Source organism: Cupriavidus taiwanensis, assembly GCF_900250075.1.
Classification (GTDB): Bacteria; Pseudomonadota; Gammaproteobacteria; order Burkholderiales; family Burkholderiaceae; genus Cupriavidus; species Cupriavidus taiwanensis_C.
The window spans coordinates 831,610-847,609 of record NZ_LT977070.1; the positions used below are offsets into that span (position 1 = coordinate 831,610).

At 67.2% G+C, this 16,000-nt stretch carries 18 protein-coding genes; 9 read left to right on the forward strand and 9 right to left on the reverse strand.

The genetic code is table 11. The features are described 5' to 3' along the window. Window positions 1–58: 58 nt before the first annotated feature. The 8 genes from recX (at window position 59) to CBM2588_RS03950 (ending at window position 7,787) form a co-directional block, all read left to right on the forward strand. Window positions 59–526: a recombination regulator RecX gene (gene recX / locus CBM2588_RS03915; RefSeq protein WP_115679439.1), complete on the forward strand. Its 468-nt coding sequence runs from the start codon at window positions 59–61 to the stop codon at window positions 524–526. Window positions 527–862: 336 nt separating this feature from the next. Next, window positions 863–1,570: a DUF2889 domain-containing protein gene (locus CBM2588_RS03920; RefSeq protein ID WP_115679440.1), complete on the forward strand. Its 708-nt coding sequence runs from the start codon at window positions 863–865 to the stop codon at window positions 1,568–1,570. Window positions 1,571–1,659: 89 nt separating this feature from the next. Continuing rightward, window positions 1,660–2,826 carry an ADP-forming succinate--CoA ligase subunit beta gene (gene sucC, locus CBM2588_RS03925; protein ID WP_115679441.1) on the forward strand — a complete coding sequence of 389 codons (1,167 nt, stop codon included), beginning with the start codon at window positions 1,660–1,662 and terminating at the stop codon, window positions 2,824–2,826. A 63-nt stretch (window positions 2,827–2,889) separates the two neighbouring features. Continuing rightward, window positions 2,890–3,183: a GIY-YIG nuclease family protein gene (locus tag CBM2588_RS03930; protein WP_115679442.1), complete on the forward strand. Its 294-nt coding sequence runs from the start codon at window positions 2,890–2,892 to the stop codon at window positions 3,181–3,183. A 48-nt stretch (window positions 3,184–3,231) separates the two neighbouring features. Continuing rightward, the gene (sucD, locus tag CBM2588_RS03935) at window positions 3,232–4,113 is read left to right on the forward strand and encodes a succinate--CoA ligase subunit alpha (RefSeq protein ID WP_115679443.1); all 882 of its coding nucleotides are present in this window, start codon (window positions 3,232–3,234) and stop codon (window positions 4,111–4,113) included. A 236-nt stretch (window positions 4,114–4,349) separates the two neighbouring features. Then, the gene (locus CBM2588_RS03940) at window positions 4,350–5,045 is read left to right on the forward strand and encodes a TerC family protein (protein ID WP_115679444.1); all 696 of its coding nucleotides are present in this window, start codon (window positions 4,350–4,352) and stop codon (window positions 5,043–5,045) included. A 317-nt stretch (window positions 5,046–5,362) separates the two neighbouring features. After that, window positions 5,363–5,878: a pilin gene (locus tag CBM2588_RS03945; protein WP_115679445.1), complete on the forward strand. Its 516-nt coding sequence runs from the start codon at window positions 5,363–5,365 to the stop codon at window positions 5,876–5,878. A gap of 94 nt (window positions 5,879–5,972) precedes the next feature. Then, entirely contained in the window at window positions 5,973–7,787 is a 1,815-nt protein-coding gene (locus tag CBM2588_RS03950) for a PglL family O-oligosaccharyltransferase (protein ID WP_115679446.1), read from the forward strand. 1 nt (window position 7,788) lies between these two features. On the opposite strand, the gene CBM2588_RS03955 is transcribed toward CBM2588_RS03950, so the two are convergent. The 3 genes from CBM2588_RS03955 to moaC form a co-directional block, all read right to left on the reverse strand. Beyond that, window positions 7,789–8,304, reverse strand: a complete 516-nt coding sequence (locus tag CBM2588_RS03955) for a hypothetical protein (protein WP_115679447.1) — start codon at window positions 8,302–8,304, stop codon at window positions 7,789–7,791. A 14-nt stretch (window positions 8,305–8,318) separates the two neighbouring features. After that, window positions 8,319–8,753: a hypothetical protein gene (locus CBM2588_RS03960; protein ID WP_115679448.1), complete on the reverse strand. Its 435-nt coding sequence runs from the start codon at window positions 8,751–8,753 to the stop codon at window positions 8,319–8,321. A gap of 233 nt (window positions 8,754–8,986) precedes the next feature. Continuing rightward, window positions 8,987–9,466 (reverse strand): cyclic pyranopterin monophosphate synthase MoaC, encoded by a 480-nt coding sequence (moaC, locus tag CBM2588_RS03965; protein WP_035816150.1) that lies wholly within the window; start codon window positions 9,464–9,466, stop codon window positions 8,987–8,989. Window positions 9,467–9,584: 118 nt separating this feature from the next. Between moaC and CBM2588_RS03970 the strand changes: the two genes are divergently transcribed. Beyond that, window positions 9,585–11,408: a beta-barrel assembly-enhancing protease gene (locus tag CBM2588_RS03970; protein ID WP_115679449.1), complete on the forward strand. Its 1,824-nt coding sequence runs from the start codon at window positions 9,585–9,587 to the stop codon at window positions 11,406–11,408. Window positions 11,409–11,418: 10 nt separating this feature from the next. Here the strand turns inward: CBM2588_RS03970 and CBM2588_RS03975 are convergent, their stop codons facing one another. From CBM2588_RS03975 to CBM2588_RS04000, 6 genes are all read right to left on the reverse strand, one after another. Beyond that, on the reverse strand, window positions 11,419–12,009 hold the full coding sequence (locus CBM2588_RS03975; protein ID WP_115679450.1) for a DUF2946 family protein: 591 nt from the start codon (window positions 12,007–12,009) through the stop codon (window positions 11,419–11,421). Window positions 12,010–12,048: 39 nt separating this feature from the next. Continuing rightward, window positions 12,049–13,128, reverse strand: coding sequence for a YheT family hydrolase (locus tag CBM2588_RS03980; RefSeq protein ID WP_115679451.1), 1,080 nt, complete (start codon window positions 13,126–13,128; stop codon window positions 12,049–12,051). 40 nt (window positions 13,129–13,168) lie between these two features. Next, window positions 13,169–13,609, reverse strand: a complete 441-nt coding sequence (locus CBM2588_RS03985) for a YybH family protein (RefSeq protein WP_012351840.1) — start codon at window positions 13,607–13,609, stop codon at window positions 13,169–13,171. Between the two features lie 31 nt (window positions 13,610–13,640). Further along, on the reverse strand, window positions 13,641–14,663 hold the full coding sequence (waaF, locus tag CBM2588_RS03990; protein ID WP_115679452.1) for a lipopolysaccharide heptosyltransferase II: 1,023 nt from the start codon (window positions 14,661–14,663) through the stop codon (window positions 13,641–13,643). 118 nt (window positions 14,664–14,781) lie between these two features. Continuing rightward, a complete protein-coding gene (locus CBM2588_RS03995; RefSeq protein ID WP_010812205.1) occupies window positions 14,782–14,976 on the reverse strand; it encodes a zinc-finger domain-containing protein in 195 nt (64 codons plus the stop codon). Between the two features lie 95 nt (window positions 14,977–15,071). Next, on the reverse strand, window positions 15,072–15,992 hold the full coding sequence (locus CBM2588_RS04000) for a branched-chain amino acid transaminase (RefSeq protein ID WP_111518487.1): 921 nt from the start codon (window positions 15,990–15,992) through the stop codon (window positions 15,072–15,074). Between the last annotated feature and the right edge of the window lie 8 nt (window positions 15,993–16,000).

Here is a 16,000-nt window from a genome sequence, read left to right on the forward strand (position 1 = left end):
CCTTTTTGCTTGGCCCGCGGCGCCCGTTCTTTCTGTTAACCGCTGATCCTGGTCACCCATGGCAACCCGTCCCCCGCTGTCGCTGAAGGCGCGCGCCGTCGGCTACCTGTCGCGCCGCGAGCACAGCCGCGCCGAGCTCGCGCGCAAGCTGGCGCCGCATGCCGAGTCGCCCGAGCAGCTGGAACAACTGCTGGACGCGCTGGAGCGCGAGAACTGGCTGTCGAACCAGCGCTTTGCCGACAGCCTGGTGCATCGCCGCGGCGCCCGCTACGGTACCGCGCGCGTGATGCAGGAAGCCAAGACCCACAAGCTCGGCAGCGAGCAGCTGGGCGAATTGCAGGAGCGTCTGCGCGCCACCGAGGTCGAGCGCGCGCGCGAGGTCTGGCGCAAGCGCTTCGGTACGCCGCCCGACACGCCCGAGGCGCGCGCCAAGCAGATCCGCTTCATGGTGGCACGCGGCTTTTCGCGCGCGGTGGTCGGCAAGATCATCCAGGGCGCGGACGAGGACTACGGCGACGCGGACTGAGCCGAGTGACGAGGCAGCCTCGGGAAGTACCTGCGCTGTCGTCATGTGTATTTCGCTGCGTTGCGTCATCGCGCCATGCCGGCCCCCCGTTCTTGTCGGGGCCGCGAGCCGGTGCCTGCTGGTGCATTGCGGCAAGGCCGCCGGCCCTGCCGCGGCGCCATGGTCGGCCGACAATCCGGGCGCGACAGTCGCCGCACAAGGATGTTCCCGGCCAACGCGGCATGGCATGTTAAACTCCCCGGGTTATTCGGTGCCGCGTCGGCACCGCGGCATCACGGTGCCCCAGCCCCCCGGATTCTCCGTAGCTTCCGTATCTTCCGTATTCCCAGCCTGGCCATGCCTCTGTCCCAGCCCGTCAACCGCTCCCTGCGCCACCGCCGTGCCATTGCGGCCGAGGCGTACCAGAGAGAGGACGGCCTGTGGGACATCGAGGTGCGCCTGACCGACACCAAGCCTCGCGACATCGAACTGGCCGGCGACCGCATCCGCCCGCAAGGCCAGCCGCTGCACGACCTGTGGCTGCGTATCACGATCGACGAGGAAATGACGGTGCTGGATGCCGAGGCCTGCTCGGACTGGGTGCCGTACCCGTCCCATTGCGACACGATCGGCCCGGCTTACCGCAAGCTGATCGGGCTGAACCTGCGCAAGGGCTTTCGCAAGGCGGTGCGCGAGCGCCTGGGCGGCATGCACGGCTGCTCGCACCTGACCGAAGCCGCCGGGGTGCTGCCGAGCACCGCGATCCAGGCCTTTGCCGGCGAGGTCATCAGTATCCGCGACAACGGCGAGGACGATCCGAATCCGGAGCCGCCCTATCAGTTGAACGGCTGCCACGCCCTGCGTTTCGACGGCGAGGTGGTTCGTCAGTTTTACCCGCGCTGGTATGGTCACCAGCCGACGCCCAAGGCAAGGGCCGAGGCCGCGCCTGCCGTCGCATCCGCGCCTCAGGCGCAGCAGGCCGCGGCCAATGGCGACCGCGGTGGTCACGCAATCGACGGCAACGACGCTGTCCCGGCCGACCGGCCGACCGGCACCTCCGGCTGATTCTCAGGATCGGCCAGCCCGACGAGAGAGTTCGTCTTCTTTCAGATTCTTCCCTTCTACCTTTTACGCCTACCCGAAAGGAAACACGCATGAATATCCATGAGTATCAAGGCAAGGAAATCCTGCGCAAATACAATGTGCCGGTTCCGCGCGGCATCCCCGCGTTCTCGGTTGACGAGGCCCTGAAGGCCGCAGAACAACTCGGCGGCCCGGTGTGGGTTGTCAAGGCGCAGATCCACGCGGGTGGCCGCGGCAAGGGCGGCGGCGTCAAGGTTGCCAAGAGCATGGACGAGGTCAAGACCTACGCGTCCAACATCCTGGGCATGCAGCTGGTCACGCACCAGACCGGTCCGGAAGGCAAGAAGGTCAACCGCCTGCTGATCGAAGAAGGCGCCGACATCAAGAAGGAACTGTACGTTTCGCTGGTGGTGGACCGCGTGTCGCAGAAGATCGCCCTGATGGCATCGAGCGAAGGCGGCATGGACATCGAGGAAGTCGCTGCCCACAGCCCGGAAAAGATCCACACCCTGATCGTCGAGCCGTCGACCGGCCTGACCGACGCCGACGCCGACGACATCGCCCGCAAGATCGGCGTGCCCGACGCGAGCGTGGCGCAAGCCCGCCAGGCCCTGCAAGGCCTGTACAAGGCGTTCTACGAAACCGACGCTTCGCTGGCCGAAATCAACCCGCTGATCCTGACCGGCGACGGCAAGGTGATCGCGCTCGACGCCAAGTTCAACTTCGACTCGAACGCGCTGTTCCGTCATCCGGAAATCGTCGCCTACCGCGACCTGGATGAAGAGGACGCCAACGAAATCGAAGCCTCGAAGTTCGACCTGGCCTATATCTCGCTGGACGGCAACATCGGCTGCCTGGTGAATGGCGCCGGCCTGGCCATGGCCACCATGGACACCATCAAGCTGTTCGGCGGCGAGCCGGCCAACTTCCTCGACGTGGGCGGCGGCGCCACCACCGAGAAGGTGACCGAAGCCTTCAAGCTGATGCTGAGCAACAAGAACGTGCAGGCCATCCTGGTCAACATCTTCGGCGGCATCATGCGTTGCGACGTGATCGCCGAAGGCGTGATCTCGGCCTCGAAGGCCGTGTCGCTGAACGTGCCGCTGGTCGTGCGCATGAAGGGCACCAACGAAGAGCTGGGCCGCAAGATGCTGGCTGACTCGGGCCTGCCGATCATCTCGGCCGACACGATGGAAGAAGCCGCCCAGAAGGTCGTGGCTGCCGCCGCCGGCAAGTAATAACGCTCGAAGGTAAGGAGATCGTCGTCCCCGCGCAAGCGGGGACCCAGCGTCTTAGACTCGATGACCCAACAATCCTACGTCTACATGTTGGCAAGCCAAAGAAATGGCACGCTTTACGTGGGCGTCACGTCAGACCTGTTGAGACGGGTATGGCAGCACAAGGAGGGGTTTGTCGAGGGGTTCACCAAGCAATATGGGGTGAAGCAATTGGTCTGGTATGAATCGCACGAATCGCTGGAAGCAGCAATCACGCGGGAAAAGCAGATCAAGAAGTGGAACCGGGCTTGGAAGATTGAACTAATTGAAGGCGCAAATCCTTACTGGAACGACTTGTACGCAGGCCTAACCGCCTAAAAGACACTGGGTCCCCGCGTACGCGGGGACGACGGAAAGGAAAAGCAAATGAGCATTCTGATCAACAAAGACACCAAAGTCATCACCCAGGGCATCACCGGCAAGACCGGCCAGTTCCACACCCGTGGCTGCCGTGACTACGCCAACGGCAAGAACGCGTTCGTCGCCGGCGTGAACCCGAAGAAGGCCGGCGAAGACTTCGAAGGCATTCCCATCTACGCCAGCGTCAAGGACGCCAAGGCCCAGACCGGCGCCACCGTTTCGGTCATCTACGTGCCGCCCGCAGGCGCCGCCGCCGCGATCTGGGAAGCCGTTGACGCCGACCTGGACCTGGTGGTCTGCATCACCGAAGGCATCCCCGTGCGCGACATGATGGAAGTCAAGGACCGCATGCGCCGCGAGAACAAGAAGACCCTGCTGCTGGGGCCGAATTGCCCGGGCCTGATCACGCCGGACGAAATCAAGATCGGCATCATGCCGGGCCACATCCACAAGAAGGGCCGCATCGGCGTGGTGTCGCGCTCGGGCACGCTGACGTACGAAGCCGTGGGCCAGCTGACCGCGCTGGGCCTGGGCCAGTCGTCGGCTGTCGGCATCGGTGGCGACCCCATCAACGGCCTGAAGCACATCGACGTGATGCAGATGTTCAACGACGATCCGGAAACGGACGCCGTGGTCATGATCGGTGAGATCGGCGGTCCGGACGAAGCCAATGCGGCCAACTGGATCAAGGACAACATGAAGAAGCCGGTGGTCGGCTTCATCGCTGGCGTGACCGCGCCTCCGGGCAAGCGCATGGGCCACGCCGGCGCGCTGATCTCGGGCGGTGCCGACACCGCCCAGGCCAAGCTGGAAATCATGGAAGCCTGCGGTATCAAGGTGACCAAGAACCCGTCGGAAATGGGCCGCCTGCTGAAGGCAATGCTGTAAGCCTGGCCGACTTTCCCGCGACAGCGGGATCGACCGTTCCCTCAATGCCCCCGCTTCGGCGGGGGCATTGTCTTTTCCGCGGACGTGATTCAGGCGCCTTGATGGCCCCGAACATTACAAGATTGAAATCTAATCGAAAGGTTGGTCGGGTAAACAGTCATGTCTGCGCCTTCAGACATCCGAAATCCCGTCAGATGACGAGGCGCGCCATCACATAGAACTCGAGGAGCCTCCCCGTGGAACTGCTGTCTTCCACCACTTTCTGGATTGCGTTGGGATCGATCATCCTGACCAATATCGTCCTGTCCGGCGACAACGCGGTGGTGATCGCGCTCGCCTCGCGCAACCTGCCGCCGGCCCAGCAGAAGAAGGCCATCTTCTGGGGCAGCGCCGCCGCCATCATCATGCGTGTGGTGCTGACCGTGGCCGCGGTCAAGCTGCTGAGCCTGCCGTACCTGAAGATCATCGGCGCCGTGCTGCTGGTCTATATCGGCGTGCAGCTGCTGACCGGCGAGGACGACGAAGACGGCCATGACGCCAAGGACAATATCTGGGCCGCGATCCGCACCATCCTGATCGCCGACCTGGTGATGTCGCTGGACAACGTGGTCGCCGTGGCCGCCGCCGCGCAAAAGGGCCCGGAAGGCAGCCAGCTGCTGCTGCTGATCGTCGGCCTGGGGCTGTCGATCCCGCTGATCGTGTTCGGCAGCACCATCCTGCTCAAGGTGATGGAGCGCTTCCCCGTCATCATCGTGCTGGGCGCCGCGCTGCTGGGGTACCTTGCCGGCGAAATGCTGGTCAGCGACCCGGTCGACGCCGCCTGGTTCGAAATCCACGTGCCGCACGCCCACCTGGTCTTCGGCGCCGCCGGCGCGATCCTTGTCGTGATCATCGGCAAGCTGCTGAGCCGCCGGTCGGCACAGGCGGCCTGACGGCAATCAGCGCATGTGCGAAGGGGCGGCCAGCTGGCCGCCCTTTTTCATTGGGGGCTGCGCCAGGTGTGTCGGTGCCCATGCCCACTAACTCATGTGAGTGATCGCACTTTTTGTCGCGCTTGCCTGTGGTAGCGGTCCCGGGTGACAATTTTTGGCGCAACCGGCAAGCATCACCCCGACGGGTGACGAAATTTGTCGTTTTTCACCCCCTACCGATGGGGGATGCGCCTGGCACACTTGCTGCTCAATCGTCCCCGCGTCACGAAACCGAAGACGTGCAACGCTTAACCAAAATCTCTTCGAGGGGTCAAATCATGCAACGGGTACAACAACTGAAGAAGCTGGGCCGCCGCGTCCAGAAGGGCTTTACGCTGATCGAACTGATGATCGTGGTGGCGATCATTGGTATCTTGGCGGCGATTGCGATTCCCGCTTACCAAGACTACGTGATTCGCGCTCGCGTTACCGAAGGTTTGACGCTGGCTGATTCAGCAAAGACTTCTGTTACCGAGAATGCCGCGAACGGTGTCGCACTTGCAAACGGTTGGGCTGCTCCTGCCGCCACGCAAAACGTTACGGGCATTGCAATTGCGGCGAACGGTCAAGTTACCATTACTTATGCTGCCCGTGCGGGCAACGGTACACTCGTACTGGTGCCGTCTTCCGGCGGCGCTGCGCTGGTAGCAGGTACTCCGCCGGCTGGCGGCTCTGTGGATTGGGAGTGCTTTTCGGCGGCAAAGGCGGCCTCTACTCTGCCCGCTCCTGGCCCGGCGCCCGCAGCAGCTGCGACTCTCCCGGGTAACGTCTCACCGGTTAGCTGCCGTACCTAATCGTCCTGCGAACGAATGAAAAAGCGCCTTTGGGCGCTTTTTCTTTGCCTGGCGCCCAAGCTATCATGCGCCTTTTCCCAACCCAGGCGCCGCAATGCCGCCTTCCCGGCCAAACTTCTCGTCGGCTGTTCTCGTCGCAGCAATCGTCATCCCGCTGCTGGTCTCCCGGCACACGCTGCCGCTTGCCACGTTCTATGGCGAATGGGCGGCCGCGCTGTGCGGCATGGTCGCGGTTGCTGCCGTCGTGGTTCAAGCGATTCGCCGGCTGGGGACCTCGACTGACGTTGCTTTCGCATCGCTGCCGCTCATCTCGCTGCTATTTCTCTGGCTTGTTGTCGTCAGCCTGATCTTTGCGATCCATGGCCACGCCGACGTTTCCGGCAGTCGCCTGATGACTGTCCTCACGTTGCTGCTCGGCGCCACTGTGGCATCTGCTGCATGGTGGTACCGCCGCACCCAAGGCAGCACGTCGGATTCTGCGGACGCCCTTGCGATTGCGGCGTTGATCGCCGGCCTGCTCGGGACCGTCACCCAATGGGTCCAGCTCTTCCACCTCGAACCCCGCTCCTTCGGCCTCGTCTCCACCTACTTCTACGACACCAACCGCCGCCTCTGGGGCAACCTGAACCAGCCCAACCACCAGGCCACCGTACACGGCCTGGCACTGGTCGCGTCAGTGTGGCTGGCCTCGCGCGGCCGCTTGCGTTTCCCGATGTGGCTGGCCGCGGTGGCCTTGCTGGAAAGCGGTATTGTGCTGTCCGGCTCGCGTACCGGCGTGCTGCATGTGGGCCTTGCCGCGTGCTACGCGTTGATTGCGGCATGGCTGGCGCGGGGCGAGCGACGCGGAGCGGATCCGATGCAGCGCCCGGTCGGGCTGGTCGTCGCCGCGGTTGCCATGGGGGCGATGCTTTTGATATTGCAACCCACGATCAAGGCGGCCGGGCAGGCCTTCGACTGGCGCCTGTTCGACACCGTCGCGCAGCTCGAAGCCGAAGACCAGATTTCAGCACGGGGCGCGCTGTGGGCGCATGCCATCGCCATGTTCCGCGCCCATCCGTGGTTCGGCGTCGGCTGGGGCGAGTTCGGCTGGGCGCAATTCCAGCAGCTCGATCAGGTTGGTGTGAAGGTCGAGATGTCCCTGCACGCCCACAACGCGATTCTCGATCTGCTGGCGAAGACCGGGATCGTTGGCACCGCCGGCGTGGGCGTGATCCTGCTGGCATGGCTGTGGCGGGTGGTGCGGGTGCGCTTGTGGCATGGCGATGCGGAAGAGCGCAGGCAGACGGTGCTGGTGCTGACCTGGCTGGCGATGCTGTGCGCGCATTCGATGCTGGAATACCCGCTGCATTACCTGTATTTCTTCCTGCCGTTCTGCTTCATGCTGGGGTGGCTGGAGCCGTCCGGCTTCGGGCGCTGGCGGGTGCCGTTGCCGGTGGCGCGGGGGCTGGCGCTGGCGTTTGTCGCGGTGGCCGCGGTGGTGCTGGGCACCATGTGGCAGGACTATCGCCGCGCAGAAGCGCGCGAGTATGCCAGCAATGAAGGCCGCCAGGCGCTGCCGATGCCGCGTTTCTGGTTCCGCCAGCATGCGCAGGCCGATGCGGCGGGGCAGGCCGCGATCACGCCGGAGAATGCCGCGTCACTGTTGCCTGCGCATGTCGCGGCGGTGCACCTGCTGCCGACCCCCACCATGATCGCGCGCACGGCATGGCTGCTGGCGCTGACGGGCGATGCCGCGCAAGGCCGGCAGTGGATGGAGCGCCTGCGCTGGTACTACCTTGGCGACGAGGCCGCGCAGTACGCGACGATCGCGCAGGCGTGCCGCGGCGTCAAGGCGGACCAGCGCCCGCAGGCGTTCTGCGGCTGGGTGCTCGACCGCTCGCGGCGGCTTGCGGAACTGGGCCGGGACTGACCTAGTAGTACGGGTACGGGCTGTAGTAGACCGGCGGCGGGGGCGGCGGATAGTAGTAGCGCGGGGCCGGCGCCGGGACGGCGGCCACGCGCCCCGGCACGGGCACGCGATTGCCGCTGGCGTACATGCACTGCACGTAGGCGGCGTCGTACTGCTGCTGCGTGCCATAGCCGGCGTATTGCGCATTGCCGGCGCCGACCGCGGCACCCGTGAGCAGGCCGAGGCCCGCGCCCACCGCCGCGCCCGATCCCCCGTCGAAGGCCGCCCCCGCAGCAGCGCCCAGCGCGGTGCCGACCACGGCGCTGCCGAGCGCGGCATTGTTGGCCGCCTGGGCCGAAGACACGCCGCCGACGCGCCCCAAGGCGAACTGCCGGCAGTTGTAGTCGTCGGCGCGGAACTGGTCGAAGTTCTTGCCGGTGCCGGGCAGTGCCATCACGCTGGGTCCGGAGGGCAGCACGGCGCAGGCGCCGAGGGCGAGGGTGGCCACGGCCAGCGTGGCGCGGGTCAGGGCATGCATGGTGTCACCCCGTGTCAGGAATTGGCGGGCGGCTGTGCCGGCACGCGTTGCCAGCCGCCCGGGCAGGATGCGACGTAAGGGTAGTAGCCTTCCGGCTGGGTGCAGTGGTACCACCAGCCCTGCTGCGGCATGACGCCGTCCGGGCCGGGGGCGGGCACCGGGCCGTGCGGGCCTTGCTCGATGTATTCTGGCGGCGCCGCGGGCACCGCGACCACGGCGGGCGGGTAGTAGTACGGCGCGGGGTAGCCGTAGGGATAACCGCCGTAGAACGCGCCGGGGCCGAGATAGATGCCCACGCCTACGCTGGTGCGCGTCTTCACCATGCCGTCGCGGAGATCGCCGCCATGCCAGGCGGCATCGTGGAGATCGGCCCGCCCGGCAAGGGCGGCGCCGCTGGCGGCCGTGGCCGCGAGTGCCAGGGCGATCTGGCAGAGCATGCGCCCGTTCATGGTGTCCACCTCATCCCCGCGCGCGTCGCGGACAGGGTCAGCCGGCCGCAATCCCTGGCGGCCCGCAATCATATTGAATACCAAATTGTCGCGCGCGGATGGTGGGGACGGCGCGTGTGGAAATGCGGCGTTACCTTTATTACCAGGGAAGGAATATGGCGTAAGACGAGGCAACGTCCGCCGTGGCCCGGCGTACTGCGCACGTCACGTAGGCTGTGTCGCGAGGATCGCGATCAACCTGCCGCCACCCAATCCCCGGACTTGCCGCCATGCTTTTCCAGCAGCTTCACGTTGCCGATCACCATGCCGCGATCCACCGCCTTGCACATGTCATAGATCGTCAGCAGCGCGACCTGCACGCCGGTCAGTGCCTCCATCTCCACGCCGGTCTGGCCGCGGGTCTCGGTGCGCACGGTGCAGGCGACGGTGGCGGTGGCCTCGTCCAGCGCGAACTCGACCGCCACCTTGGTCAGGCCGATCGGGTGGCATAGCGGGATCAGGTCGGCGGTGCGCTTGGTGGCCATGATCGCCGCCACGCGGGCGATGCCGATCACGTCCCCTTTCTTGGCGCTGCCGTCGCGCACCAGGGCGAAGGTGGCGGGCTGCATGGTGATGGTGCCGGTGGCCACCGCGACGCGATGGGTGCTGGCCTTGTCGCCGACGTCGACCATGTGGGCTTGTCCGGCGGTGTCGAAATGGGTGAGCTGGGTCATGATCGAAAGCTTCGGGCGAACTGCATGCATGGGGCCGCCGGTGCCGCCAGTGTCGCCCCGAAAGGTCCGACCGACGTGTCCGATGGGAACGGCCACGGGAGGCCGCTATCATAGCAACATGCCAAAACACCCATCGCTTCGCAGGTCTGCCGCATCTGGCCGTGGCGCCGTGGCGGATGCCGTTCCTGCCGGTTCCGCGTCACATCGCGAAGCCGGCCGCCGCCGCCGCGCCGGCGGCGCCTGGGCGCCATGGCGGCGGCCGCTGGCGGCGCTGCTGGCGCTGACGTTGGCGGCACCGGCCTGGCCACAGGGTACGCCGCGCCCGGCAGCGGCGCCAGCGACGCCGGTGGCTGCGCCCCGTGCGCCGGCGCCGGCCACCTCGGCCGAGGCGGCGGACCAGGTCTACGACAACCTGAACCGCAGCGTCAAGGCGGGCCAGAAGTCCGAGTTCGGCCTGCGCACCAACAATGCGGTGGTGGAGGCCGGCGGCGTGCAGCTGCCGGACCTCGGCGATCCGTCCACCGCGTCGCTGTCGCCCGACATGGAAAAACGCCTGGGCGACCGCATCATGCGCGATATCCGGCGCGATCCGCTGTACGTGCCCGATCCGCTGCTGTCCGACTACCTGAATGCGCTCGGCTACCGGCTGGTGCAGGCGGCGCGGCGCCAGAACATCTCCGGCTCGACCGGCGCCGGCACCTTTGCTACCGGCTTCGACCTGTTCGCCGTGCGCGACCGCAGCATCAACGCCTTTGCGCTGCCGGGCGGCTATATCGGCGTGCACACCGGGCTGCTGGTGCAGTCCGATACCGAGTCCGAGCTGGCCTCGGTGCTGGGCCATGAAATCGGTCACGTGATGCAGCGGCATATCGCGCGCGGCATCACCCAGCAGGACCAGTCGATGTGGATTGCGCTGGCGTCGATGGTGCTTGCCGGGCTGGCCGCGACGCGCAGCCCGGACGCGGCCGCGGCGCTGGCCATGGGCGGGCAGGGCGCTGCCATTGCCAACCAGCTGTCGTTCTCGCGCGGCGCGGAGCGCGAGGCCGACCGGGTCGGCTTCCAGATCCTGACCGCGGCGGGGTTCGATCCGCAGGGCATGCCCGATTTCTTCATGCGGCTGCAGCGCGCCGCGGGCACCGCCGAGAATTCGGTGCCGTCCTATGTGCGCACCCACCCGCTGACCTCCGAGCGCATCGCCGACATGCAGGACCGCGTCAGCCATGCCAGCCAGCGCAAGGTGCCCAACACACCCGAGTACGAATTCGCGCGCATGCGCGCCCGCGTGATCCAGGAAGCGTCGCCGAGCGAGCTGCAGAACCTGCGCGCGGCGCTGCGCACGCAACTGGCGGGTGCATCCGCACTGCGCGCGCCGGCGGTGCACTACGCGCTGGCGTTGGTCGAGCAGCGCCTGCGCCGCTATCCGGCGGCCGAACAGGAACTTGCCGAAGCCCGGCGCCTGTACGGCAACATCCCCGGCGCCAGCTCCGGCAGCCCGATGCTCGACGTGATGGCGGTGGAACTGGCGCGCGCGCAGGGCCGCGTGCCCGAGGCACTGTCGCAGGCCAGCGCTTCGATGAAGGCCTTCCCGCTGTCGCATGCGGTGGCGGTGGCCTACGCCGAGACCCTGATCGGCTCCGGCCGCCATGACGAAGCGGTGCGCTTCCTGCGCGAACGCACGCGCCAGGAGACCGGCCGCAGCGAATGGTGGGAGATGCTGGCGCGCGCGTACGCCGGCCAGGGCAAGCGGCTGCAGCAACATCAGGCACTGGCCGAGAAATATGCGATGGATGGCGCCTACCAGGCCGCCATCGAACAGTTGCAGATCGCGCGCAAGGCCGGCGACGGCGATTTCTATACGCTGTCGGAGGTCGATGCGCGCCTGCACCAGCTGGAGCGCCAGTACCGCGAGGACAAGCAGGACAACAAGGGCATGCCTAACTGATGCGGGCGGCTCAGCCGGCCGGCGCCGCCGGCTGACGCACGAACCCGAAGCGCTTCGGCACCTCGCTCTCGGCGATCGGCTCGATTGCCAGGTCGCGGCCATCGTGGTGGAACACGCCCAGGTCGGCGCCGCAGGCTTCGCCATGCCAGGTGCTGGCGCCGCTGAACTGCTCCAGGTCGTGGTCGTGCAGCAGCGCCGCCTGCAACGCCGGCGCGGTGCCCGGCGCCATGCCGGCGACGGTGCCTGCCAGCACCACGTTGCCGTGCTCGTCGGCAAAGCAGGCCTGCAGCGTGAAGGCCTGCCCCGTGGTGGTCTGCAGCGCGCCCTGGTGCAGCCGCACGATCCACGGCGCATAGCCCAGCGTCACGAACACCCGCTGCGGCCCGTTCTGGAAGTACCAGCAGCCGCGTTCGTCGCACTGGTAGTTGCGCTCGATAAAGCCGATCAGCGCTTCATGGCGGATCGGGTCGCCCGAAAGCCCGTGCTGCTGCGCATATTCATTGCGCAGGCGCCACTGCCCGCGGCGGTCCAGCGTGAGCCAGCCGTAGGCATTGGGCACGTTGGGCCAGCGTGCCATGGCCTGCCTGACGATGTCGTCCATCTCGGTCTCCCTGGCGGGCTGTCGGGACCGGTGCCCGCCTTACATCATGCTGTCGAAAAATCTCAGGATCCGTGCCGGCAGCCATTCGATATGACCGCCGAAGCGTCCGTCGGCCCGCAGCGGCAGGTGGCGGCGCCAGTCCGCGGGCGGGGTCATGAAGCCGACATGGCCGCCGTGCTCGGGCTGTTCCAGCCACACCTGCGGGCTGGCGTCGGCCGGGCCGGGCAGGTGCCGCGCGGGCAGGAAGGGATCGTTGCGCGCGTTGAGCACCAGCGTGGGCACGGCGATCTCGCGCAGCACGGGTTTGCTGGCGGCGCGGCGCCAGTAGTCGTCGGTATCGGCAAAGCCGTGCAGCGGCGCGGTGACGACATTGTCGAAGGCGTACAGGTCGCGGCTGGCCAGCATGGCGTCGCGGTCGAACAGGCCCGGGAACTGCTCCAGCTTGGCCAGCGACTTGCGCTTGAGCGTCTGCAGGAACATGCGCGTGTAGACCAGGTTGAAGCCGGCCGACAGCGCGGCGCCGCCGGCGGCCAGGTCCAGCGGCGCGGAAATCGCCGCGGCCGCATGCACGTGGCCGGCGGCGCTGCCGTCTTCGCCCAGCATGCGCAGCAAGGCGTTGCCGCCCAGCGAGATGCCCACCACCAGCAGCTTGCGGCCGCCGGCGCAGTGGTGCTGGCGCATGCGCTCCAGCACCCAGCGGATTTCGGCCGAATCGCCGGAGTGGTAGAAGCGCGGCGCCAGGTTGAGCTCGCCGGAACAGCCGCGGAAATGCGGGATCACGCCCTGCCAGCCGCGCAGCGACAGCGCATGCATCAGCGCCTGCGCGTAGTGGCTGCCGGAGTCGCCCTCGAGGCCGTGGAACATCACCACCAGCGGCGTGTCCGCCTGCACCGCATGTGTGGTCCAGTCGAGGTCGATGAAGTCCTGGTCGGGCGTGGCCCAGCGTTCGCGGCGAAAGCCCACGCGCGGCGGCCGGCGCGTGAAACGCGCAGGGATGATGGTCTGCGCGTGGCCGCCGCGCAGCCACCAGGGCATCGGTGTGCCATCGCCATAGCCATGCGCGCTGGCGGGATCTGCCTGGACCGCGTAGGGCAGTCGGTGGTGCGGAAGCTGCGTCATGCCGGCTTGTGTTGCAGCAGGCCGCTGCGCGGCCGCGGGTTCAGTGCAGCGCCTGGCCAGGCGTGGCGGCCACCGCGGCAACCTGCACCGCGTTGGCCGGGCTGCAGTGGATGTGGGCCAGGCGCCAGCCTTCGTGGTTCTGCATCAGCACGTAGGTGGTGTGCACGTACAGGTCGGCCTCGACGCGGTCGCTGCCGAAGCGCAGCGCCTCGGTCACGTCGAAGATCGACACGGCCATCGACGCATGGCTGCTGGTCTCGATGGCGTCGACCAGCACCGGTTGTTCTTCCAGCAGTTGGGAGAACGCCTGGCGCAGCTGTTCATGGCCGATCAGGCGCTGGCCGTCGGGCAGCACGCAGGTGATCGAGTCTTCGTCCAGCCACAGGCGCAGCGCGCCTTCGGCGTCGCGCAGCTTCAGCGCTTCGCGGAAAGCGTCGACGATGTCTTCGGCGGAATCGAACAGGCGGGCAAAGCGAGGCATGTTGGCAATGGACGTGGCTAGGGCGGGGAGGTCAGGGCCGGTGCAGCAGCTTGCGCAGCTCGACGAACACCATTTCCGGTTCGATCTCTTTCAGGCAGCGCAGGTGGCCCAGCGGGCACTCGCGCTTGAAGCACGGACTGCACTCCAGCTGCAGCCACATGATACTCGCTGCCTGTGACAGCGGCGGCGTGTGGCGCGGATCGCTCGAGCCGTACACCGCCACCTGGGGCCGGCCCAGCGCCGCGGTCACGTGCATCAGGCCCGAATCGTTGCAGACCGCGGCTTCGGACAGCGCCAGCAGGTCGACCGCGTCGTCGAGCGAGGTCTGGCCGCACAGGTTGCGCACGAACGGCGCCTCGCTGGTGATTTCGGCGGCGATCTCGGCATCCTTGGCCGAGCCCAGCGCGATCATCTGCGCGTACGGATACGAGCGCCGCAGCATCTGCGCCAGTTTGGCGAAATGGGCGGCGGGCCAGCGCTTGGCCGGGCCGAACTCGGCGCCCGGGCAGAACGCGATCACGCGCGTGTGCGGCGCCAGGCCGAAGCGCTCGGCGGTGGCGGCCACGCGCGCCGGGTCCACGCGCAGGCGCGGCTCGCTCAGGTTCTCGGGCAGGCGCGCCCCGGGCTTGAGCGCCAGGCGCGCGTAGTGCTCCACCATCGGCGGGCGGTGGTCGCGCGGCGGATTGGCGTGGCGCACGTTGAGCATGCCGAAGCGCGCTTCGCCGCGGTAGCCGATGCGTAGCGGAATGCCGGCCAGCCACGGGATCAGCGCCGACTTGAGCGAGTTCGGCAGCACGTAGGCGAGGTCATAGCCTTCGTTCTTCAGCTGCTGCGCGAACATCAGCCGCGCCGACAGCTGCAGCTTGCCGTGCGCGAGGTCCGACGGGAACACGCGGCCGATTTCCGGCATGCGCGCGAGCACCGGCGCGACCCACTTGGGCGCGAGGGCATCGATGACCAGGCGCGGATGGCGCGCCTTGAGCAGCGCGAACAGCGGCTGCGCCATCAGGGCGTCGCCGATCCAGTTGGGGGCGATGACGAGGGCTTTCTTCATGGAAGGGGCGCAAGGAGCCGGCACGGGCGCAGCGGCGCTGGCGCCGGCAACGCCAACGCTCCGGGGCGCCAGTGGGCGGCCCGGAGCGTCAGGGAGGTGCAATGGCAGGCGGCTCGGGTCAGTGGTGGCCCTTCAGCACGGTGCCCGGCTTGAGCTTGTACACGGTGCCGCAGTACGGGCACTTGGCTTCGCCGGTGTCGGCCACGTCGAGAAACACGCGCGGATGGTAGTTCCAGGCCGGGGTGTTGGCGGTCGGGCAGTGCAGCGGAATGTCTTCGGCGCCGATTTCGATGATGGTCGCGGTTTGCGTCATGGTGTTGCAGGGAATAAAACGTATTGTTTGTCAAAACAAGGCGCGTGCCGCGCCCGCGGGGGCGGGCGACTGGCACGCGGGCCGGCGGCCGGTGCTCACACCAGCGTCAGCCACTTCTTGTACTTTTCGTCGGTGCCGCCGACGGCGGCAAAGAAGGCGTCCTGGATCTGCTTGGTCACCGGGCCGCGGCGGCCTTCGCCGATGATGCGGTCGTCCAGCTCGCGGATCGGCGTGACTTCGGCGGCGGTGCCGGTGAAGAAGGCTTCGTCGGCGCAGTACATCTCGTCGCGGGTGATGCGCTTCTCGCGCACTTCGATGCCCAGGTCGCGCGCGATGGTCAGGGTGGCGTCGCGGGTGATGCCGTCCAGGCACGAGGCCAGGTCCGGGGTGTAGATCACGCCGTTGCGCACGATGAAGACGTTCTCGCCCGAGCCTTCGCTAACGTAGCCGTCGGTGTCGAGCAGCAGCGCTTCGTCGTAGCCCAGGCCGGTGGCTTCCTGGTTGGCCAGGATCGAGTTGATGTAGTAGCCGCTGGCCTTGGCGCGCACCAGCGACACGTTGACGTGGTGGCGGGTGAACGACGAGGTCTTCACGCGGATGCCGCGCTCCATGCCTTCCTCGCCCAGGTAGGCGCCCCACGGCCATGCGGCGATGGCGACGTGGATGGTGTTGCCCTTGGCCGAGACGCCCAGCTTTTCCGAGCCGATCCACACGATCGGGCGGATGTAGCAGGATTCCAGGTTGTTGGCGCGCACCACTTCGCGCGTGGCGGCTTCGAGCGTGGCCTCGTCGAACGGCATCGCCATCTGGAAGATCTTGGCGGAATTGAACAGGCGGCGGGTGTGCTCTTTCAGGCGGAAGATGGCAGTGCCGGCGGGGGTCTTGTAGGCGCGCACGCCCTCGAACACGCCCATGCCGTAGTGCAGCGTATGCGTCAGCACATGGATCTTGGCGTCGCGCCACTCGATCAGCTTGCCATCCATCCAAATCTTGCCGTCGCGATCCGCCATCGACATGTCCGTTC